Below are 20383 nucleotides of genomic sequence, written 5' to 3'. Positions count from 1 at the left end.
TTCCTGTGTCAGATCACTTCAGTTTGTAAAATTCAGTTTCCGGCGCCAAACAACCAAGGCGCGGTCTTTCGACGTTTCTCTTCATAGTTCGTGATGACGTCGGCATCTTCCAGCGTTACCCCGATATCGTCGAGACCATTTAACAGACAGTGACGGCGGAAGTCGTCCACCTCGAAGCTGAAGGAGTCTCCGGAGGGTGTGGTCACTGTTCTAGCTTCAAGGTCCACAGCGAGCTCGTAACCCTGCACAGCCTCAGCTTCCCGGAACAACTGATCAACCACATCTTCTTTTAGAACAATCGGTAACAGCCCATTCTTAAAGCAGTTGTTGTAAAAAATATCGGCGAAACTGGGTGCGATTATCACCCGGAAGCCATAATCTTCAAGTGCCCACGGAGCATGTTCCCGGCTGGATCCGCAACCAAAGTTGGCACGGGCAAGCAGTACGCTGGCGCCCTTGTACCGGTCCTGGTTCAGAACGAAATCCGGATTGATCGGGCGACTGGAACAGTCCTGGTCCGGTTTACCCTCGTCAAGATATCGCAGTTCATCGAACAGATTCGGGCCAAACCCAGTCCGTTTGATGGATTTCAGAAACTGCTTGGGAATAATCATGTCCGTATCCACATTGGAACGGTCCATGGGGGCTACCAGGCCCTTGTGTTGCGTCAATGCGCGCATGGTCTCTCTCCTGTGGATCAGTTCATCAATTCGCGAACATCAATAAAATGACCGGTGACGGCCGCCGCTGCTGCCATTGAGGGGCTGACCAGATGGGTCCGGCCACCAAAACCCTGACGGCCCTCAAAGTTGCGGTTGGAGGTGGAGGCGCAGTGCTCACCCTGCCCCAGCTTGTCCGCATTCATTGCCAGGCACATGGAGCAGCCCGGATCTCGCCATTCCAGCCCGGCTTCGATGAAAATCTTGTCGAGACCTTCCTGTTCGGCCTGGGCTTTGACCAGTCCCGAACCGGGAACCACCATCGCCTGCTTGAGGCTTGGCGCGACTTTGCGCCCTTTGACCACCGCTGCGGCTTCACGCAAGTCCTCTATCCGGCTATTGGTGCAGGACCCAATAAAGACGCGATCCAGCTTAATCCCGGTAATCGGCATGTTCGGCTCCAGCCCCATGTACTTCAGTGCGCGGACAATGCCTTCACGCTTGATGGGGTCGGCCTCTTTGCCAGGATCCGGAACGAAGCCGTCTACGCCGGCGACCATCTCGGGCGACGTGCCCCAGCTGACCTGTGGTTTGATGTCCGATCCCTCAAGTTCAACCACTTTGTCGAACACTGCATCGTTATCGCTGTGCAACGTACGCCAGTACTCAACGGCCGCCTCCCAGCTCTCTTCCTTCGGAGCAAATGGACGCCCGCGGACGTATTCAATGGTGGTGTCGTCCACCGCAACCATTCCTACCCGGGCACCGGCTTCGATAGACATGTTGCAGATGGTCATCCGCGCTTCCATGCTCAGGTCACGGATCGCATCGCCACCAAATTCTATGGCGTGGCCGGTACCGCCGGCGGTACCAATCTTGCCAATGATTGCGAGCACAACGTCCTTTCCTGTTACCCCCGGCCCAAGTTTACCGTTGACCTTCACCAGCATGTTTTTCATTTTCTGCTGGACCAGACATTGGGTCGCCAACACATGCTCTACTTCAGACGTGCCGATACCATGGGCAAGACAACCGAATGCGCCATGGGTGGAGGTGTGGGAGTCGCCGCAAACGATACTCATCCCCGGCAAGGTTGCGCCCTGCTCAGGACCGATGACATGAACAATACCCTGGCGCTTATCCTTGATTTTAAATTCGAGGATACCGAACTCGTCGCAGTTTTTGTCGAGAGTTTCGACCTGGATCCGGGAAACCGGGTCCACAATGCCTTCGATCCCCTTTTCTCTGTCGGTCGTCGGCACGTTGTGGTCCGGAACAGCCAGGTTGGCATCCAGGCGCCAGGGTTTTCGACCAGCCAGCCGAAGACCCTCGAAAGCCTGGGGCGAGGTCACTTCATGCAGCAGCTGTCGATCGATATAGATCAACGCCGAACCGTCATCCCGCTGCTTGACCAGGTGGTCGTCCCACAATTTGTCGTATAACGTTTTGCCCGCCATGATTGCTCTCTCATCTTTCGGGGTTTCTGGTTTTGATTGCGTATATGGCTATCATACTCCTCGGCGTTAGATAACCTCAATTCATGTTTTTTATTCTTTACATTCCAGTTAGGAATACTTTAATTTGAGGCTGAGTGGGCCAAACCAAAGCCTCGTCTTCAAAAGTGAGATTTCCCATGGATTCTAACTCTCTCAGCGCCTTCCTCAGCATCGTAGACCAAGGCTCTTTTTCGGAAGCCGCAGAGCTCCTGCACCTGACGCAACCGGCTATCAGTAAACGTCTGGCGGCTCTGGAAAATCAGCTGGGGGTCACGCTAATTGACCGCAGCAACCGGCAGGTTCGATTAACCGATGCCGGTGCCCGGCTGTTACCTCATGCCCGCCGGATTCTGGACGAGATCCACAATGCTCGGGTCTCGCTACTACCCGATAACCAGGAACTTGCAGGCGAGCTTCATATCATTGCCAGCCACCATATCGGACTTCATCACCTGCCGAACTGGTTGAGAAGGTTCACTAAAGACTATCCGGAGGTAACTCTCAATCTTCAGTTCATGGAATCGGATGCGGCCTATTCCCAAATGCGCAAACGCAACGCAGAACTGGCCTTCGTCACACTCAGTGACAGTATGGAAAGCCACTTTATGGTATACGAACAGTGGCCAGATCCTATGGCATTTGTGGTTGGACTCGATCACGAGCTCGCCCTGAAAAAATCAGTGTCTCTCAAGGATCTGGCCATGTATCCGGCGATATTGCCAGATACAACAACGGCGACCTATCGTGCGGTCAGCCGCCTGTTCCTGGAGGCCAATTTGCCGTTACAGCAACAGATCCCGACAAATTATCTTGAGACCATCAAAATGATGACCAGCGTTGGGCTGGGATGGAGTGTCTTACCAGTCAGCATGATGGATAACTCGACCCATCAGCTGGACACTGGCTTTACTGTTGCCAGGGTACTTGGCGCCGTCGCGCTTTCGGGACGTCAACTCAGTCTTGCCGCAAGGGCCTTGCTGGAGATTGTCCGGCAAGAGGAAACACAACAATGACTCGGAGACTTTACATGCTTAGGAGATTCCATGGGGTTTGATGACTACTTACGAATTCTGGCCAAACACGATGGTTCGGACCTTTATCTGAGCACCGGTGCGCCGCCCTGCGCCAAGTTTCACGGCAGCCTCAAGCCCATTGACCGAACACCATTGGCTCCTGGCATCATCAAAGAAATCGCCTATTCGATTATGGACGATGAACAGGTTTCCGAGTTTGAGCAAGAGCTGGAAATGAATCTGGCGTATAGCATTCGTAGCGTCGGCCGCTTCCGTATCAACATTTTCCGCCAGCGCAACGAAATCTCCATCGTCGCTCGCAACATTGTCACAGACATTCCCAATGCCGATGACCTGGGACTCCCATCCATCCTCAAGGATGTGGTGATGGCAAAACGCGGCCTGGTACTGTTTGTCGGGGCTACCGGTTCAGGAAAATCAACCTCACTGGCGGCACTGATTGACCACCGCAATTCCAACTCGGCCGGCCACATCATCACCATTGAGGACCCGGTCGAATACATTCACCGGCACAAGAAAAGCATTGTGAACCAACGGGAAGTTGGCGTTGATACCCGCAGTTTCCAGAAAGCGTTGAAAAACACTCTGCGCCAGGCACCCGACGTCATTCTGATAGGCGAAATCCGTGACCGGGAAACCATGGAACACGCGCTTGCCTTTGCCGAGACAGGGCACCTGTGCATCTCAACACTGCACGCGAACAACGCCAACCAGGCGCTGGACCGGATCATTAACTTTTTTCCGGAAGAGCGTCGCGCCCAACTCCTGATGGACCTCGCGATGAACCTGCGCGCGTTTATATCGCAACGTTTAATCCCAACGGTCGATAAAAAACGGTGTGCTGCCATCGAAATCCTGCTCGGCACTCCCATAATCAGCGAGCTGATCCTTCGCGGCGAATTCGACGGCATCAAGGAGATCATGGAGAAGTCGGCAAATCTTGGGATGCAGACCTTCGATCTTGCTCTCTTCAACCTTTGGAAAGACGGGAAGATTTCGGAGGAGGAAGCGCTCAAGAACGCCGATTCCGCAAACAACCTCCGCCTGAAAATCAAACTGCATGGTCAAGGCGGCGCAGGAAGCACCTCATCGCCGAAAAGCGGTGCACCCTCCGGCAGCGGTCTGTCCCTTCAGATGGAAGACGATGAGGACGACTCGCCCGAATAGGACGATTGGTTTTTTTCTTCGGATGGCGGCGGCCTCAGCCCCCGCCACGTAATCCCGATTGCAAACAGCATGGCGACAGCACCTCCCCAGAAAGCAGCCGACGTACTGAAGCCATCAACCAGAAAGCCCGAGATCCAGGCGCCCAAAGCGCCGCCGGCGCCGAAGGTCAGGCCGCTGTACAGAGCCTGACCCTGCCCGTGGTGGTGCTTGCCAAAAAAACCCTGAATGTATTGAACCGATATGGCGTGGAGCGCCCCATAGGAAGCCGCGTGCAGACACTGCGCAAATATCAGAACCGCAACCACATCGGTAACCTCAGCGATCAAGACCCACCGGATCATGGTCAGTGTCAAGGCCCCTATAGCGATCTGCCGAACGCTGAAGCGACGGGACAACCGGTGCATCGCCAGAAACAGCGCGATCTCGGCGATAACCCCTAAAGACCAAAGCAAACCAATCGACAGCTTACCGTAACCGTGTTGCTCCAGATGGATGCTAAAGAAGGTGTAATAGGCTCCGTGGGATACCTGGAGCAGGAAATTCATCAAAAAAAACGCAACGACAGCCGGATGCGTCACAATCTCTTTCAGGCTTCCTTTTGGGGCCGCGGGCTTGCGCTCTCCCCGCTCGGCGGGCACGAGAAACGCTGACACCGCAATGCCCGCAAACACCGGAAGCAACAGCCAGGGCAGGAGTTGAATTGGAACGAGCTCAAGCACACCACCAACCAGGCCGACCGCGACAATGAAACCTACTGAACCCCAAAGCCGGACCCTGCCGTACTTGTCCTTTTGCGTGCCCAGCGTTCGAAGAGTGATTACCTCATAAAGAGGAAGAATGGCGTTCCAGAAGAAGGTAAACGCCAGCATGACCAGCAAAAGACCATAGAAACCGGGCTCAAGGAAGACCCCGGTAAAGAACAGCGAGCCAACAATCGCTCCGAAACGCACCAGCCGGACGCGCTGCCCGGTCCGGTCACCCAGCCAGCCCCAGACACTGGGCGCGACAATCTTGGTTAACTGGATGGTCGCCATCAGCGTGGCGATCTGGAGGTAGGAAAAGCCCTGCCCGTCAAGATACAGGGACCAATACGGTAAAAGCCCTCCGAGAAGGGCAAAAAACCAGAAGTAAAGGTTGGACAGTCTCCAGTAGATATTGAACGCTCTCAAGCAGTATCCGGCAAGTGGTTAAAGCTGCCCGATGACCGGTGTCGAGACAGACACATCACCATTCTGACCCCGGTGACGCAAATAATGATCCATCAACACAATCGCCATCATCGCCTCGGCAATCGGCGTCGCGCGAATCCCGACACAGGGGTCGTGTCGCCCTGTCGTGATGACCTCGACCGGGTTGCCGTTCACATCGATGCTCCGTCCCGGCAGCCGCAGACTGGATGTCGGTTTCAGCGCAATGCTGGCAACAATGGGTTGCCCTGAAGAAATCCCGCCAAGCACACCACCGGCGTTGTTCGAGAGAAAACCTTCCGGCGTCATCTCGTCCCGGTGCTCAGTACCCTTCTGTTCGACACAGTCAAAACCCGCACCAATCTCAACTCCTTTTACCGCATTGATGCTCATCAGTGCGTGCGCCAGATCCGCATCCAGGCGGTCGAAGATGGGTTCGCCAAGCCCCGGAGGAACGCCCTCTGCAACTACATTGATTCGGGCACCAATGGAGTCTCCCTCCTTGCGCAGCGCATCCATGTACGCTTCCATTTCCGCCACCTTGTCAGCATCCGGGCAGAAGAAAGGGTTCTGGTGAACCTGGTCCCAATCCAGCTTTTCCGCCTTGATGGGACCCAGCTGCGAAAGATAACCGCGGATTTTTATGCCCAGACGTTTCTCGAGGTATTTTCTGGCCACCGCTCCCGCGGCGACCCGCATTGCCGTTTCACGGGCCGAGGAACGCCCGCCACCCCGATAGTCACGAACGCCATATTTGTGCATGTATGTGTAGTCGGCATGCGCTGGCCGGAACTGTTCCGAAATCTTGGAGTAGTCCTTGGATCGCTGGTCGGTATTCTCAATCATCAGGCCGATCGGCGTACCCGTGGTCTTGCCCTCGAAAACGCCGGACAAAATCCGGACTTCGTCCGCCTCCCGCCGCTGGGTGGTGTGGCGGGAAGTGCCCGGCTTTCGGCGATCGAGATCTCCCTGCATATCCGCCTCCGAAAGCTCCAGCCCAGGCGGGCAGCCGTCTATAATGCAGCCGAGCGCAGCACCGTGGCTCTCACCAAACGTGGTAACAGTGAACAATTTTCCGAAGGCGTTTCCTGACATAATTCAGCATCTTATCCAATTTTTATGAGAACTTTACTTAAGCCATATCCTGCCACTGGCGCAATTCTTCCGCGGTCACCAGGAATACCCCGTCGCCACCATTTTCAAATTCCAGCCAGGTAAGTGGCAGGTCAGGATAGGCTTCGTCCAGAGCAACCCAACTATTACCTACCTCGACAACCAGAAGACCGCCCGGAGCAAGATGACTTGCAGCTTCCGCAATAATTCTGTGGGCAATCTCCAGTCCGTCCGAACCGGCGGCAAGTCCCAATTCCGGTTCGTGGTGGTACTCCTCCGGCATTGACGCGAGATCTTCTGCATCGACATACGGGGGGTTACTCAGAATGACATCGTATTGCCCCTCAATGTTCTCGAACACATCCGATTGCACGGTACGAACACGATCACAGACCCCGTGAAGTTCAATATTGGATGCCGCTACTTCAAGAGCGTCCGCCGAGAGATCAGAAAGATCCACCTCGGCCTCTTCAAACACGGTCGCTGCGCCTATGCCAATACAACCGCTCCCGGTACACAAATCCAGGATTCGCCGAACCGGCTTGTCGCCGAGCCAGGGCTGCAACCCATTTTCGAGCAGCTCTCCAATGGGTGACCGGGGCACAAGGACGCGCTCGTCTACGTGGAACGGCATTCCCATGAACCAGGCTTCGCCAAGTAAATAGGCAAGTGGTATGCGCTCTGTGATACGACGTTCGATTCGTTCATGGATCAGTTGACGCTCTTCACGAACGAGCCTCGCATCCAGAAACAGTGTGTTGTTTTCGAGCGGCAGATTCAGTGTGCGCATCACAAGATGAACCGCCTCATCCCAGGCGTTGTCGGTGCCATGGCCAAAGTACAGCGGCGAGGCTGCAAATCGCGAAGAGGCATATCTCAGGTAGTCACGGACGCTGTGGAGATCATCTATGTGGCTGGTCACAAAATTCGGTTCCCGATCAGAGCATGTCAACGCGCGATTATACGCTGTTTAACTGCTCCCCTGCAGCCTCGCATTCGCAGGATCTGCGAGGTTTCGCTCAAATCGCAAGAGGGCCCGAGCTGTTTCGGCTTTCCTCAAAGCGGTCCAGAGCGGCCGACATCCGTTCACGTCCAAGCTGAATCAATTCCGGTGCCTTATGGTAGTCATAACTTCGGCAGGCATTTTTCGGCACGTTAACCAGCAAATCGGGGGGTAACCCGCAATCTTGTATTGAACCAGAGCGCTCTGCATAGTCTCGATGGTGAGGTTCATGACGTCAAACTTGCCAATGCCCAGTTTGTCCCAGTCAATGGTCTCGTGATCGTCCTGGTGCTTCTTGTCCGCGTGCTTCTTCTCTTCGTGCCTGGTGTTTTCCCGCTTCTGCACCGCACGGGAAATCTTGTCTTCAGGGCTCTGGCCACTGTCCGGTTTCCGGGCTGCGAGGGACTTAAGCGTATCCCAGTCAAACCAGCGCGAAGCCTTGTCACGAATAGCATCAATCCACTCATCCGTATCTGTGCCCTCTGCGCCACCGCTAAACGCTGCATCCGGGATACGCCGGTGCTGATCATCTTCGCCACTGAGGTTGACCGCCACAACCATGTCAGCGTGAGAGGAAATCGTCGGGATGATCGGCAGCGGGTTCAGCAATGCGCCGTCAACAAGCACACGGCCTTCGAGAACAAGGGGCGTCACAACACTGGGAATCGCAACTGAAGCACGAATTGCCTGATCAAGCGGGCCTTCCTGAAACCATATCTCCTTGTGGGCCAGAAGATCGGTAGCGACAGCCGTGTAGGCGATGGGAAGGTTTTCAATGCGGGTATCGCCGAGCATTTCCCGAACCACCGAAAATATCTTCTCTCCGCGAATGGCACCGACGGAGTTAAACGTGACATCCAACAGCTTCAGAACATCAAACTGGCCTAATCCGGTTACCCAATCCTTATAGTCCTGCATCTTGCCAGCGGCAAACATGCCACCTATGAGGGCGCCCATGGAACAACCTGAAATGGCAATGATATCGTACCCACGCTCCACCAGGATCTCGATGGCGCCAATGTGGGCATAGCCTCTGGCGCCGCCGCTTCCCAGTGTCAGGGCAACGGTTTTGCGGCGCCCGCCATTAGCCGGCGGCTTTGACCGAACCCCGGATGCGGCCGACGATACGTCCGAACTTTTCAGGATGGAGGACAACCCATCCGTGCTCCCCGATTGTCGGTCCTTCTCTTCTCCACTTCCCTCTGGCTTGCGATCTTTATCGTCCCTGGACGTGCCCATCGCTCCTACCTCGCAATTACCGTTACTTCTACCCGATCACCCTGGCGCTCGGGATCCGCAAAGACGATAGCCGGGCCGACAATAATGAGTTTCTGCTGCGCCCCGGACACCCCGGTCTTTGCCAGTACCTCGGACAGGGATTCCGTTGCCTGACGGGCGCGGGCCAGCGACTGCTCCAGAGTCTCGTCCTCAGCAAGAGATGAAAACCCCGCCAGGACAACGATTGCACCGTCGCTGGCCGCCCATTCACTGATTTTACGCCGATCTGTAGCGGACCAGTCAAACCGATAGGTGATACCGCCCTGCCAGGGTACGATGACCGGCCCATGAATCCGGCCGTCAACACTCCCCAGGCCGGGAATCGTGACACCGGGCCCGACCTCAAGGTGCTCTACCCAGACATATTCCCTGAGGTTCCCCCGCGTAACGGTGTATACGAGAGTAAGCCAGCGACTGCCATCGTCCGCGGTGGTACCGGCGACCAGATAATCCTGACCGGAGTCACGACCATAAAGCTCTCTCTGACCAAAAATCTGGTTGGCCCAGACGTTGCTGCGGCCGCATCCAATTCCCGTGCATTCGTAGAGTATCTGGGCACCCCGCCCCTGCAACAGGCGGATGTAGTGATCTCTCGCTTTCTCACGGCTTGAATCCCGGGCAATTTCGTACAGCCGCCCCTCTCCCGTAACGGGGAGTCTGGCCAGGGTTTCTGAACGAATTTCGTTGTTAACCTCCCGAACCGGGCTGAACAGGACCAGATGCCCGGGTGAGCTGATGGGTTTGGTAAGCTCCAGCGTCGACTGGGGAAACGGCTCAGGCATGGCTGCCGGAATTGCGGCAGCAACCGAAACAGGAGTCAACCCGGCAAGAGCAATGAGACAAAATGAAAAAAAGCGTTTCAGCAAGGGATTACTCATCAGTTAAGAAGTTTTTGACCGCGTCTGAGGCAGGACGGGTGTTCCCATCCAGATGACAATGATGGCCTCCCGGAACCTGGGCGACTTCAAGCGTATCGATGATATCCGCTCGCTCGTCCAGTCCCCTTTTATACGACAAAAGGCCTTTTTCGGCCCTGACGAACAACGTCGGTGTTCTGATCGCCTTCAGGGATGCCAGAACCTGCTCCTCGCTCATCATGAGCGGAGACGGGTGCCTCAAACGGGGATCCGTCCTCCAGACATAGCCTTCACCGCAGGGTTTCATATTTCTGGGAATCAGTGTCAGCGCCGCTTCCGGGCTCAGAGGGCTTAGCCCTCCCTCCCGAGCCTTCGCTGCCGTCGTTATATCAGGGTAAACAACCTGCCGTCCCGAGCCGGCAATGCGCTTCTTTATAGCCCTTCTGAGCTGGGGAATGGTTTCTTCAACCGGGCGGCTGAGTGCCCCCAGGCTATCAATCATCACCAATTTCCGGACCCGTTCCGGGAAAGCTGCGGCATACAGTGCGCTAACGATGCCGCCAAGAGAATGGCCAACGAGGTCGACCTGCGAGTCACCGGTTTCAACAAAACAGGTCTCCACAAGCTCAGCCAGATCCGCCACATAATCCATCAGCAAGTAACTCTGGCCCTCAGGCCTATGCCCGGACTGGCCATGACCCGCCATATCGATGGAATGCACACCCGACAACCCCGTCAGTTCCGGCGCCAGTTTGACGAATGTCAGGCTGTTATCGAGCCATCCGTGAAGCATCAGTACCGGTCGGTGTCTGTGGGTGGCTTCAGGGCGGGCCGGCCAACTCAGACCTGCAAGACGGATATGTTTGAGGCTCCAGACCGACTCCCTGAACGACACGGCGCTCTCGGCCGCGCCGGTGGACATGGCAATATCATTCATGGCGTATTCGCCCCTCACATCGTGTGGGTGGGCCGATCAGAACTCAGAGAGCCAGCCAGGTAGGATTCGATTTTGGTACGCGCAGTTTCGTCGTCTCCATTAAACTGCACGCCGATGCCGGCCGCGCGGTTACCCTGGGCACCCTTTGGAGTAATCCAGATGACCTTGCCAGCCACCGGAATTTTTTCCGGCTCATCCATCAGGTTCAGTAGCAGAAATACCTCGTCACCCAGCTGGTACTGTTTCTGGGTGGGGATGAACAGTCCGCCCTGGCGGATGTATGGCATGTATGCGGCGTAAAGTACCGCCTTGTCCTTGATGGTCAGGGTAAGAATACCGCTGCGTGCACCAAATCCGGGCCCCATAACTGACACCTTTCCTGTGATTTCTCGGTTACTTATCGTTCAGGGATGCAAAACCCCTGTCTTTTCGCAATCATAGCAGTTGTTGGTGGCGAAAGCGCAAAGAGCCTCGAATAACCCACCATCAACCTGCCCGACGCCTGGATGGCATCAGCTTCTGCCACGCAATCAATAACCTGCTGGCCTCCAGTTCCGGATTGGCGTTGTTCACCCCGGCGGCCCTGGACTCCTTCACCATATCCATCAGTTCGTGTGCACGCCAGGCCGGACTTGTCCGAGCGAGATACCCCAGCATCTCTCGGGCTTCCGTGTCCAGCGCCTCTCCGCCTGCACTCAGTCGCGCCAGATCTGCAGCCCAGACTTCAAATAACCAGAGGCTGTTATCCAGGCCCAGAGCCTTGAACGATTTCGCCGCTTCGGCCACGGGGATCCGCCCCTTCATGAATTGCTTGAAGCGCTCGAACGCCTCGTCCCGGAGGGTAATGAAATCGCCGGTTGCATAGTCCAGCGCCAGCCGCGGGGCGTTACCGGAAAGCATTAACGCTTTCACCAGCACCTCCGCCGCCGGCCTGGCCGGCTCATCGAGTTCCTGCACTTTTTTTACCAACCACCTATTGGCCGATTCGGTATCGGGTGTCGGTATGGTTAGAGTCTGGCAGCGTGAGCGAATAGTCGGTAATACCGGTCGCCCGCTTTCCTGAAGGAGCAGTAAGGTCACGTCGGGAAGCGGCTCCTCCAGTGTTTTCAAAAGCGCATTGGCCGCATTGATATTGAGTTGATCAGCTCGATCGATGATCGCTACCTTGTGATGACCAACCTGGGGAGACGCCACCGCAAACGCGGATAACGCCCTGATCTGGTCCACCTTGACCATCTTGGATTTTTCCGGCGCATAGACCCGGACATCAGGATGACTTTGCGCCCGGTAAAGCTGACACTGCTTGCAATGGCCACAGGCAACGGGTTCGCCATTTTCCTGACCTGATGGACGCTCACACAACAGCAACTCGGCCACGGCGTTTGCCCACGCCCGCTTACCAACCCCGCATTCGCCCGTGATGATCAGCGCATGGGGTAAACGGTCTTCTGTCATACCTTTCTGAATCGATGCCCATGAGCGCTTGAGCCAGGGCATATCGATGGAAATGTCAGTCACGAACGTGTTCCTTCGCTTGAATGGGAGCGACGTAATTGTCTTTTCATGTTAGTCAGTATCCGTCGCATGCGTTTCAGATCGGCATCGTCAGCATCAGCATCAGCATCAGCTGACGCAGGAGTATAGTAATGGCTGTTGACGATCCGGGCAAAAAGACGCGCTGAATCCGCCGCCGCAGGTTTGGCCCGGGCCAGGCGCGACGCCAGAGCAGCCGGTGTTTCTCCGGTGCGCACCGGGACGCCGACGTTAGCACACAGCTGGTGCCAGGCCGAAAGAGTCTTCCGGAACCGGTCCCGGCGTTCACCACGGTGCATTTGCCAGGCCGAAAGCAAACCGGCCAGAAGCAAACCCGCGCCCACGATACCGGCAGTCAGATAACCAAGCTCTCTCATGCCGATGCCGCCCGGCAACCGTGACATCAGGTCCATTTGGCTCTGCCCCTGATACCCGACAACCCAGCGTTGCCACTTATAATTAATCCGATCCAGTTGCAGACTCGCCCACTGAACCAGAGCCAGATCACCATACCGCTGGGGGGATGCCCAGTCGTTCTCCAGGAACGAGCCCTCGTCAGCAACTGCCTCTCTGAGACCGGATTCGATGCGCTCCGGCGCAATGGCCGCCGTCGGATCAATCCGCACCCAGCCTCGGCCACCAATCCAGGCTTCGACCCAGGCATGAGCATCGTACTGACGGACGATCAGATAGTCTCCGCCAGCGCCGCTCTGTCCGCCCTGATATCCAACCACCACACGTGCAGGAATGCCGGCTGCACGTAATACAAACGTGGTTGCGCCCGCATAATGGGCGCAAAAGCCCCGCTTGATGTCGAACAACAGTGTATCAATGCCATCATCCGGCATTGCGGGCGGCCTGAGTGTGTAGAAATAGGCTTGCTCCCGAAAACGGGACAGCAGGGTCTGAACAACTCCGAGATCTTCATGCCGACCTTTCAGCTCCCGGGCAAGCTCGCGAGCACGAGGGTTCCCCGTTGACGGAAGCTGAAGATACCGACTGACCTCAGCGGGTTGTAACTGAGCTTCACTCTGCTCACCCGATGCTTCCGGACCCAATCGATAGCGTACGGCCGAATCTGCCGGGCGACGGAAACGAAACAGATCTTCCGACTCCTCTGTGACGTTGTCAGAGATGGCCCGCGATCCCTTTAACCCAAACGCCCAGCGCTGATCTGTGGGCTCCAGCAAAACGTCATATTCCCCTGGGTTCAGGTCACCGATGCCACCATCAACCGCCACTCGCCCTGTTTTCGGAAACGCGTCAACACGCCCCTGCTTCCAGGTTTCCCCATCCAGGTAGTCCAGAATCAGGCCCCGCCAATACCGATCGCGGTATTCCGGCAGTGCTCCTCCGAAGGTCACCCGGAAGGCGCGTTCACTGCTTTGGGCAAGGCTGGATATATCCCCGGGGCGCATGGTGTCGCTGATACCGGTTCTTGCCTCGCCGGACACCAGGGGAACGGTCCAGAGCGGCGCCATACGCGGGAAAAAAATGAACAACAGAATCACGATTGGAAGCACCTTGAGGAGCAGCACCCCCAGCCGTCGCCAGCCCGACTGCATGCCCTTGGGCAAGTCGGGTGCATTCAGAACCTGAAGCCCGATAAGGAGCAGCGCAACCGACGTCAGGTTAACCAGTGTCCAGAGAATCTCCTGGTGAAAGAGAAAGTTCACTGTCGCGAGGTACACCAGTATGAAAAAGAGAACGTAAAAATCCCGAAACGACCGGCTCTCCAGCCATTTCAACCCAACCGCCAGAACAAAGAATGACGCTGCTGTATCCACGGTAAACCGGCCACCGACCGTAGCCACGTAAACCGAGATCAGCACCAGCATAATACCGGTTCGCAGCCACCGGCCCGGCAAACGCACACGCCCATACTGGGCCAGCCAACGCCATGCAGCCAGAACAACACAGGCGGCAACCAGCCAGACTGGAAGTCGATCCCACTGCGGTAACAGCAACAGCGCAAAGCTGATGATGAGCCAAAGCAAGGCCCGGGAAGGCAGGTTGGCAGCCACTGATTCATTCCCGAGAGTATCGGAGTGACGGAACGGCCACCTCATACCCCTACACCTTTCGGACGATTCGGCGCTCTGTCACTTCCTCGCACACGGGTTCCATGGGGCTCGGCCACAGCATCCCGTGGCTTTTCCTCGCCCCAAAGCGCCAGTGCCCGAAGGCACCGCAAGGTATGAGCGGGTCCGGAATCCGGCTCAATGACCTGACCCGGTAGATTCAACCCAAACCTGGCACCGGCACGGTCTCTCTCAAGCGCCAGCGAGGTCAGATAACTGAGCCGCAATTCATTATCCGCCCCAGGAAATGCCGCAAAATCCAGCCAGTGTGGGCTGCCCGCTTCGCCTTCCCAGTCCGCGACAACCATTTGACCGTTTCTTGCGAAACGTTTCCACATGACTCTCTGGCTGAGGTCACCCTCCCGCCAAGGACGCAGATCCGCATGGTCATTACCCTCGACAGACAGAGCGTTGGACGACTCATCTCCGTCCTGGACCAGGCTCACAACGTCCGGTGCGGGCAAAGGCCGCGGGAACACGATGCCGGCGGCAGAAGGGCGAACCCAGGACCATGCCTTCAAAAGCCCAAACGGGAACCGGGTTTCGATACGGATCCGATCCGGCCGGAGGTACCCTCGATGAGCAGATGGAACCGGTAACACCAGATCCCTCGCCTGACCGGCCGGTATATGGGCCGATGGCAGCGAGGATTCTTCACAGGATAGGACAACAGCAATGGCGTCATCGCGGCCGGCTGTAGCGCGGAACCGGAAGAGAATCTCCTCACCGGCGCCGCCCTCTCCCGGTTGAACCAGCGTGAGCTCAAGGCCGGACAAATTTCGATGGGTCTGGTGCATCGCACCAACCAAGATGGCACCAAGAAGGAAGGTAATAAGATAGATCAGACTGTTCTGGTAGTTGATTCCGGTAATCAACATGATCAACAGCAAAAAACCGAACACTACGCCCGGCCCCGTGGGCAGGATAAAAATAGTCTTCTGATTCAGCAGCTGGACATCCGAACGAGGGATACGACGATTAACCCACCGTTGCCAGCGCTTCCTGAAATAGTTATTCATTATGCCCCTGAGGCCGCTTTATTCGTTAAGAACTCCGGAAATATAACCCTACTCACCGACGCTTTAATAACAATACTTAAAAATCACAGATTCTGATCACAAACTCACCGGATGCTGCTTGAATTACTTTCAGACACCCCGAATACTCGTCTCAGGGAGCGTGCTGACTGAATGAGCGTCAGAGACGCCTCATATCAGAGTTCATCACATGAAAAGGCCTGATTATGAAACGCCGACACCTGATTGCCGCATCACTTGCCGGGATAGCCACATCCTTCCCTGCAATAGCGGGCGTTCAGACCCTGACCTCTGACGAAATGGTTGAAACCTACATCAAGGATTCCGCCGTCATCGTTGTTCCCAAAGAACGGAAGAAGTCCGAAGCAGACCGCCGACGTATTATAAAATCGCTGACAATTTCGCCCGGCGAACCTGTGCTGAGCGAAGCCGAAGAAGAAGCTTACAGAGATGCACTGCAGCGGTACATTGATGAAGGCAAAACCGACGCACTTGCAAGCGCGGAGGAAGAGTTTCTGAGGCGTGCCCTGCTCCTTCCCCAAGAAGAGCTTGCGAATGCCCAGCCGCCAGCGGAGTTTACCCCGACAATTCCGCCACTAATCTTCGGGCAGCAGGCGCAGATTCCGGAAGAACCCTTTACCCAGACCTTCCTGAACGACCAGTTGGGCATCGGCTTTGATGGGCAAAACCTGAACTTCTCGATAGGAAACCCGCCTGGCATTGACCAGATCCAGATTCCGCAAGCCATTAACGAAGGGCCTATCAGCCTGACACCCAGACCGGGTGGCGGATTTGATCTTTCGATTGCAGTACCGGACCAGTAAAGCAGGCCTTCAAAACACAAAAAACGGCAGCCCTCGGGTTGCCGTTTTTTTCGGCCTCATAATATAAAGGTCCAAAAAAAAAACGCCCCGCTATGCGGGGCGTCTCACCAGTTCTGGACTCAGGTCAGCTTAGTGACCGTAGATTGCCAGTCGGGTGTCGGTAATCTGCAGGTTGTCCAGAGCAACAGAACCAACGCTGGTTCCGCCGATCAGGACGCTTCCTACATTTACATCCATTGCGATATCGTTTACGTCGATACGAAGAACATCAGCAGGGCCACCTGTGGCAAAACTATTGCCTTTGTAAATGTCCATATCAACATGCGCGAAACCAACAGTCAGACGATCCAGAGTGGAGTTGCCCGGAGTGCCGTCGCCATCGGGGTCACTGTCACTAGCGTCAACGACACCGTCACCGTTGTGATCGAAGTTGCTTCCTGCGCCAGTAATAGACATATCCTGCACACCAACCGCCAGGAATGGCACATCGAAGTCCATGTCCTGAACAGTGAACATGGCATCAATGTTCAGAGAGCCGTCTCCAGTACCACCCAAATTTGTGGCGGCGTCTTCTGTGTCGACGGTGATGTCAAGCTTACCGAGGAAACCCCATGCGCTCAAACCAGATACCAGAGTAGTGCTTTCACCACCGGTTCCCTCAAGATTCATTGAGGAAGCGGTGAACCCCCAGTCAATTGGCAGGCCGCTCATGGTATGTACAGAAATCACCGCGTCGCCATCGGTCGCAAGATCAATATCAATCGACAGATCATCCAACAGTTGTGATGCGGCAAGGTCCGGAACAGAATCACCGTCAGTATCAAAGATCGGGTTAGCGCCAGTAATGAGACCGGCACCACCAAGCTCAATGTCATTTACAGCAAAAGAGCCACCACCAATTTCGCCAGCAGCGCCACCGTCAGTATCGGTGTATTTGAACTGCCCGATGCTTACGCGGGTTTGCAGCTCGATGGTCACACCAGCCTGACCGGTGACTTCACCCATCGCACTATCGTTCATTGCTTGTAAGTCAGCATGAGCGGCAAACGGTGCTGCAGCTACAGCAGTTGCCAAAGCAATTTTTTTCAGGCCTTTCATAATTATCTCCTTAAAAACTCATCATTATTTTTGTGTGAGCTTGTTTTCTTGGGTGAGGCCCAATACCTCACAACTTCATTTAAGATTGTTTTACAGTCCAATTCCGTGAACACACTCACACTTACTTACAAGCCTGAAACAAAGTGTTACAAAAGGCGAAGCGGTTCAAACTGTAACCGATTCACCCCTCACCTTGAGTCGCTTCTCTCTCATCATAGAAAAGTTCGTAAGGCTTTTTCTGCGTAGACGGTTTCCCAAAACTCAGTTCCCCGTTAGCGAATGTGTAGGGCACGATTTGAACACCCGAAACTCCAAGACGGTGTTCGTGTTCAATCGCAAGCACACGTATATTTGGCTTGTCCTCCACATTTCCAGCGTAAACAATCGCTGTCCCCAGAATCTTTCCATGACGGGCAAGCGACTTCATAGCTGCTCTGAACATGAAAACCTTCATAGTGGCAGCAGCCTGCTCCCCACTTTTGCCAAGGGTCACACGCTTTATCTCTCCATCATTCATCATCATCCAAGCCGCGGGTATAACAACCCCACTTTCCTTTAGCTCATCGCCAACCTCATCTTTTGCAACCCTGGTTAATTTTTGTATCTGGGTAGCGGCCAAAGCCGCATAGGCATCGGCCTCCTCCTGGGTAAGCCTGCCGTCGGCTAAAGCACCTTCACTGGGAATTGCCATTTTCTCACCTTCTTGGGCGACCAACGGGCCAGAAGTGAGCCCGAGGGCAATACAGGTGGCGAGAAAAGCTGGCTTAAAAATCTGCATAATTGTTATTCCTGATTCATTTGCATTGATCTACACGCTACGACAGTCCAACTCGGTTAGAATACCGAACGGGCAATTTAGCAATGGTCTTGCCGGTATCCGAGTAATCCCATTAGATCAGTGGCAGCTTGAAACCGACAACGTCGGTTTTGTGGCCTGATTATCATTCTTCCAATTTTCCGAGGATATTTTGAGCCTTCCAGTCATCGCGCCGATCAGCCAGGATCAATACCAGCGTTTATTGGCTCATGCATCCCGTGAGCCTGACTTTGCTTACATCGGCAGTGTTGGACAGGGGCCCGCACGAGGCTCATACAGTGGTTTTTCGGCATGCGCCATCAAGTCAATAACGCTTGGATCCCCCCTATTGGATAGAGACGAATTCGGGGATCTGGCGAACCGGATGGAATCTTTCACCGATGCCTATCGGGTTCACCCTGAAACTGCGAGCAAAGACTATCTGACCGGCGGCTGGATCGGATTCCTCAGTTATGAATTGGGCTATGTGAAAGAAAGGCGCCTGGCAAACCTCTGCCCGGAGATATCCGTACCGCTGCTCTCTGCCGGCTTTTACCTCTGGACCGCCAGCCACAACCGGAAAACCGATACCTATTACCTTTGGGTTCACCCGGAGTGTCCCGGCGAAATACGTGAAAGGCTTGATTCCTGGCTGTCCGCCGAGCCTCCCCGGCTCCCCGAGCCATGGCACATGATTTCACCCTTTGCGGCCTGCCAATTACCGGAAGCATTCAAAAAAAGCGTAGAAAAAATCCGTGAATATATTGAGGCGGGCGACTGTTACCAGGCAAACCTTTCGCAGGAGTTCAAAGGACGCTACACAGGCGATCCGTGGCAGGCCTTTCAGGCACTGGCGACGGCCAACCCGACGCCATACAGTGCGTTCATCCGGGTAGGTGAAGCCTCCATTCTCTCTATTTCTCCAGAGCGATTTCTTGAAATTACCGGTACTACCGTCTCAACAAGCCCGATTAAAGGTACCCGCCCACGGGGATCAACACCTGAGAGCGACGCAGCCCTCGCGGCTGAACTTGAAGCATCATCAAAAGACCGTGCAGAAAATCTGATGATCGTCGACCTGCTAAGAAATGACCTCAGCCTGAACGCAGCAAAAGGCAGCGTCATTGTCGATAAGCTTTTTGCATTGGAGTCTTTCAGGAACGTTCATCACCTGGTTAGCCACATTCGAGCCGAGCTGGCAGACGGGGTTACCCCGATGAAAGCCTTGCTCGATGCTTTCCCGGGCGGCTCTATTACCGGCGCGCCCAAGATCCGGGCCATGGAGATCATTCGGGAACTGGAACCGCACTGGCGTGGCCCCTATTGCGGATCAGTGTTCTATCGAGGTCTGGACGGAACCCTGGACAGTAATATTGCTATCCGGACCATGCTCTGTGATGGCCAGGGCACAATACGCTGCTGGGGAGGAGGAGGAATAGTGGCGGACTCTGACCCTGAAAGTGAATATCAGGAAACTCTGACCAAGGTTCGGCCATTGATGGATTTTCTAGAGAATTTTAACGGAGCGAGCTGAAGGGCCCGCCCCGTTCGTTCGGTGCACGTCACACGTTGTGAACAGCACTCGCCTTAAGGAATTCCTGCCTCAGGTCGTCAAAATTGTGCACGGCGGGAAACTGCGGGAATTCGTCAATCACATTCTGGGGCGCGTGGAACAAAATGCCCTGTTCTGCCTGACCCAGCATGGTGGTGTCGTTGTACGAATCACCGGCAGCAATAACCCGGTAATTCAGCAACTGGAATGCACGAACTGATTGGCGCTTGGGGTCACGCTGACGAAGCAGATAGTCGGTGATCTGGCCATTGTCTGCTACTTCCAGCTTGTGGCACAGCAGCGCCGGAAAGCCCAGCTTGGCCATCAGCGGCATCGCAAACTCATAGAAGGTGTCGGACAGAATAACCACCTGAAAGCGCTCACGTAGCCAGTCGAGAAACTCACGCGCACCCGGCAGCGGATCCAGTTCGCCAATGACTTCCTGAATCTGTGGAAGACCATAGCCATGCTGGTCGAGAAGCTTCAGCCTTTGCGTCATCAGCACATCGTAATCAGGAATGTCACGGGTAGTGGCCTTGAGTTCTTCAATACCGGTCTTCTCGGCAAACGCGATCCAGATCTCCGGGATCAGTACTCCTTCAAGGTCAAGGCAAGCGAGTTCCACTGTGGTCTCCTGATTAACAGTTTGGTGTGCCGGAGCAGAACGGCCCCGGGGATCTGCGCCGTATGATAAGAAAATCCGGCGAGGATTGCATCGTGCTTGGCGCCCT

18 protein-coding genes and 1 pseudogene are annotated in these 20383 nt (G+C 55.3%); 4 read left to right on the top strand and 15 right to left on the bottom strand.

Going from position 1 to position 20383, the window contains the following annotated elements; all coding sequences use genetic code 11:
* Positions 1 to 32: 32 nt before the first annotated feature.
* Positions 33 to 680 carry a 3-isopropylmalate dehydratase small subunit gene (gene leuD, locus BKP64_RS04975; protein ID WP_070966770.1) on the bottom strand — a complete coding sequence of 216 codons (648 nt, stop codon included), beginning with the start codon at positions 678 to 680 and terminating at the stop codon, positions 33 to 35.
* A gap of 17 nt (positions 681 to 697) precedes the next feature.
* Positions 698 to 2116, bottom strand: a complete 1419-nt coding sequence (leuC, locus tag BKP64_RS04970) for a 3-isopropylmalate dehydratase large subunit (RefSeq protein ID WP_070966767.1) — start codon at positions 2114 to 2116, stop codon at positions 698 to 700.
* A 176-nt stretch (positions 2117 to 2292) separates the two neighbouring features.
* On the opposite strand from leuC, the gene BKP64_RS04965 reads away from it, so the two are divergent.
* Positions 2293 to 3168 carry a LysR family transcriptional regulator gene (locus tag BKP64_RS04965; RefSeq protein ID WP_070966764.1) on the top strand — a complete coding sequence of 292 codons (876 nt, stop codon included), beginning with the start codon at positions 2293 to 2295 and terminating at the stop codon, positions 3166 to 3168.
* A gap of 30 nt (positions 3169 to 3198) precedes the next feature.
* Positions 3199 to 4356 carry a PilT/PilU family type 4a pilus ATPase gene (locus tag BKP64_RS04960; RefSeq protein WP_070966761.1) on the top strand — a complete coding sequence of 386 codons (1158 nt, stop codon included), beginning with the start codon at positions 3199 to 3201 and terminating at the stop codon, positions 4354 to 4356.
* On the opposite strand, the gene BKP64_RS04955 is transcribed toward BKP64_RS04960, so the two are convergent.
* From BKP64_RS04955 to BKP64_RS04910, 10 genes and pseudogenes are all read right to left on the bottom strand, one after another.
* Positions 4320 to 5525 (bottom strand): MFS transporter, encoded by a 1206-nt coding sequence (locus tag BKP64_RS04955; RefSeq protein WP_198402646.1) that lies wholly within the window; start codon positions 5523 to 5525, stop codon positions 4320 to 4322. The two genes, BKP64_RS04960 and BKP64_RS04955, sit on opposite strands and share 37 nt — an antisense overlap.
* Positions 5526 to 5543: 18 nt before the next feature.
* Positions 5544 to 6638, bottom strand: coding sequence for a chorismate synthase (gene aroC, locus BKP64_RS04950; protein WP_070966758.1), 1095 nt, complete (start codon positions 6636 to 6638; stop codon positions 5544 to 5546).
* Between the two features lie 37 nt (positions 6639 to 6675).
* On the bottom strand, positions 6676 to 7578 hold the full coding sequence (gene prmB / locus BKP64_RS04945; protein WP_070966756.1) for a 50S ribosomal protein L3 N(5)-glutamine methyltransferase: 903 nt from the start codon (positions 7576 to 7578) through the stop codon (positions 6676 to 6678).
* Between the two features lie 97 nt (positions 7579 to 7675).
* Positions 7676 to 8898: pseudogene (locus BKP64_RS04940) on the bottom strand (patatin-like phospholipase family protein).
* 5 nt (positions 8899 to 8903) lie between these two features.
* Entirely contained in the window at positions 8904 to 9719 is an 816-nt protein-coding gene (locus BKP64_RS04935; RefSeq protein WP_070973563.1) for a DUF4892 domain-containing protein, read from the bottom strand.
* 88 nt (positions 9720 to 9807) lie between these two features.
* Positions 9808 to 10731 carry an alpha/beta fold hydrolase gene (locus BKP64_RS04930; RefSeq protein ID WP_070966753.1) on the bottom strand — a complete coding sequence of 308 codons (924 nt, stop codon included), beginning with the start codon at positions 10729 to 10731 and terminating at the stop codon, positions 9808 to 9810.
* A 14-nt stretch (positions 10732 to 10745) separates the two neighbouring features.
* Positions 10746 to 11096, bottom strand: coding sequence for a PilZ domain-containing protein (locus BKP64_RS04925; protein ID WP_008171779.1), 351 nt, complete (start codon positions 11094 to 11096; stop codon positions 10746 to 10748).
* A gap of 121 nt (positions 11097 to 11217) precedes the next feature.
* A complete protein-coding gene (gene holB, locus BKP64_RS04920) occupies positions 11218 to 12249 on the bottom strand; it encodes a DNA polymerase III subunit delta' (protein ID WP_070966751.1) in 1032 nt (343 codons plus the stop codon).
* Positions 12246 to 14333, bottom strand: a complete 2088-nt coding sequence (locus tag BKP64_RS04915; RefSeq protein ID WP_070966748.1) for a transglutaminase TgpA family protein — start codon at positions 14331 to 14333, stop codon at positions 12246 to 12248. The genes holB and BKP64_RS04915 overlap by 4 nt, the downstream gene beginning before the upstream one ends.
* Complete coding sequence (locus BKP64_RS04910; RefSeq protein WP_070966746.1) at positions 14330 to 15364, bottom strand: DUF58 domain-containing protein; 1035 nt, start codon at positions 15362 to 15364, stop codon at positions 14330 to 14332. The genes BKP64_RS04915 and BKP64_RS04910 overlap by 4 nt, the downstream gene beginning before the upstream one ends.
* 224 nt (positions 15365 to 15588) lie before the next feature.
* Between BKP64_RS04910 and BKP64_RS04905 the strand changes: the two genes are divergently transcribed.
* A complete protein-coding gene (locus BKP64_RS04905; RefSeq protein ID WP_070966743.1) occupies positions 15589 to 16206 on the top strand; it encodes a hypothetical protein in 618 nt (205 codons plus the stop codon).
* A 129-nt stretch (positions 16207 to 16335) separates the two neighbouring features.
* On the opposite strand, the gene BKP64_RS04900 is transcribed toward BKP64_RS04905, so the two are convergent.
* Both BKP64_RS04900 and BKP64_RS04895 read right to left on the bottom strand, forming a co-directional pair.
* Positions 16336 to 17304, bottom strand: a complete 969-nt coding sequence (locus BKP64_RS04900) for a DUF6160 family protein (RefSeq protein WP_070966741.1) — start codon at positions 17302 to 17304, stop codon at positions 16336 to 16338.
* A 181-nt stretch (positions 17305 to 17485) separates the two neighbouring features.
* Positions 17486 to 18082, bottom strand: a complete 597-nt coding sequence (locus BKP64_RS04895; RefSeq protein ID WP_070966737.1) for a hypothetical protein — start codon at positions 18080 to 18082, stop codon at positions 17486 to 17488.
* 205 nt (positions 18083 to 18287) lie between these two features.
* Between BKP64_RS04895 and pabB the strand changes: the two genes are divergently transcribed.
* Entirely contained in the window at positions 18288 to 19634 is a 1347-nt protein-coding gene (gene pabB / locus BKP64_RS04890) for an aminodeoxychorismate synthase component I (protein ID WP_070973562.1), read from the top strand.
* A 28-nt stretch (positions 19635 to 19662) separates the two neighbouring features.
* On the opposite strand, the gene thrH is transcribed toward pabB, so the two are convergent.
* A complete protein-coding gene (gene thrH, locus BKP64_RS04885; protein ID WP_070966734.1) occupies positions 19663 to 20277 on the bottom strand; it encodes a bifunctional phosphoserine phosphatase/homoserine phosphotransferase ThrH in 615 nt (204 codons plus the stop codon).
* Positions 20278 to 20383 lie beyond the last annotated feature (106 nt).

It is taken from the genome of Marinobacter salinus, assembly GCF_001854125.1.
In the GTDB taxonomy this organism is placed as follows: domain Bacteria; phylum Pseudomonadota; class Gammaproteobacteria; order Pseudomonadales; family Oleiphilaceae; genus Marinobacter; species Marinobacter salinus.
Note: the sequence above shows the minus strand (reverse complement) of the source record. Positions and strands in the feature narration are given on the sequence as shown.

Coding starts and splice junctions, on each gene's coding strand:
- BKP64_RS04960 (WP_070966761.1), top strand. CDS start 3,199: ATGGGGTTTGATGACTACTTACGAATTCTGGCCAAACACGATGGTTCG.
- BKP64_RS04930 (WP_070966753.1), bottom strand. CDS start 10,731: ATGAATGATATTGCCATGTCCACCGGCGCGGCCGAGAGCGCCGTGTCG.
- leuD (WP_070966770.1), bottom strand. CDS start 680: ATGCGCGCATTGACGCAACACAAGGGCCTGGTAGCCCCCATGGACCGT.
- BKP64_RS04935 (WP_070973563.1), bottom strand. CDS start 9,719: ATGCCTGAGCCGTTTCCCCAGTCGACGCTGGAGCTTACCAAACCCATC.
- BKP64_RS04900 (WP_070966741.1), bottom strand. CDS start 17,304: ATGAAAGGCCTGAAAAAAATTGCTTTGGCAACTGCTGTAGCTGCAGCA.
- aroC (WP_070966758.1), bottom strand. CDS start 6,638: ATGTCAGGAAACGCCTTCGGAAAATTGTTCACTGTTACCACGTTTGGT.
- BKP64_RS04925 (WP_008171779.1), bottom strand. CDS start 11,096: ATGGGGCCCGGATTTGGTGCACGCAGCGGTATTCTTACCCTGACCATC.
- BKP64_RS04915 (WP_070966748.1), bottom strand. CDS start 14,333: ATGAGGTGGCCGTTCCGTCACTCCGATACTCTCGGGAATGAATCAGTG.
- BKP64_RS04910 (WP_070966746.1), bottom strand. CDS start 15,364: ATGAATAACTATTTCAGGAAGCGCTGGCAACGGTGGGTTAATCGTCGT.
- BKP64_RS04965 (WP_070966764.1), top strand. CDS start 2,293: ATGGATTCTAACTCTCTCAGCGCCTTCCTCAGCATCGTAGACCAAGGC.
- leuC (WP_070966767.1), bottom strand. CDS start 2,116: ATGGCGGGCAAAACGTTATACGACAAATTGTGGGACGACCACCTGGTC.
- BKP64_RS04905 (WP_070966743.1), top strand. CDS start 15,589: ATGAAACGCCGACACCTGATTGCCGCATCACTTGCCGGGATAGCCACA.
- BKP64_RS04895 (WP_070966737.1), bottom strand. CDS start 18,082: ATGCAGATTTTTAAGCCAGCTTTTCTCGCCACCTGTATTGCCCTCGGG.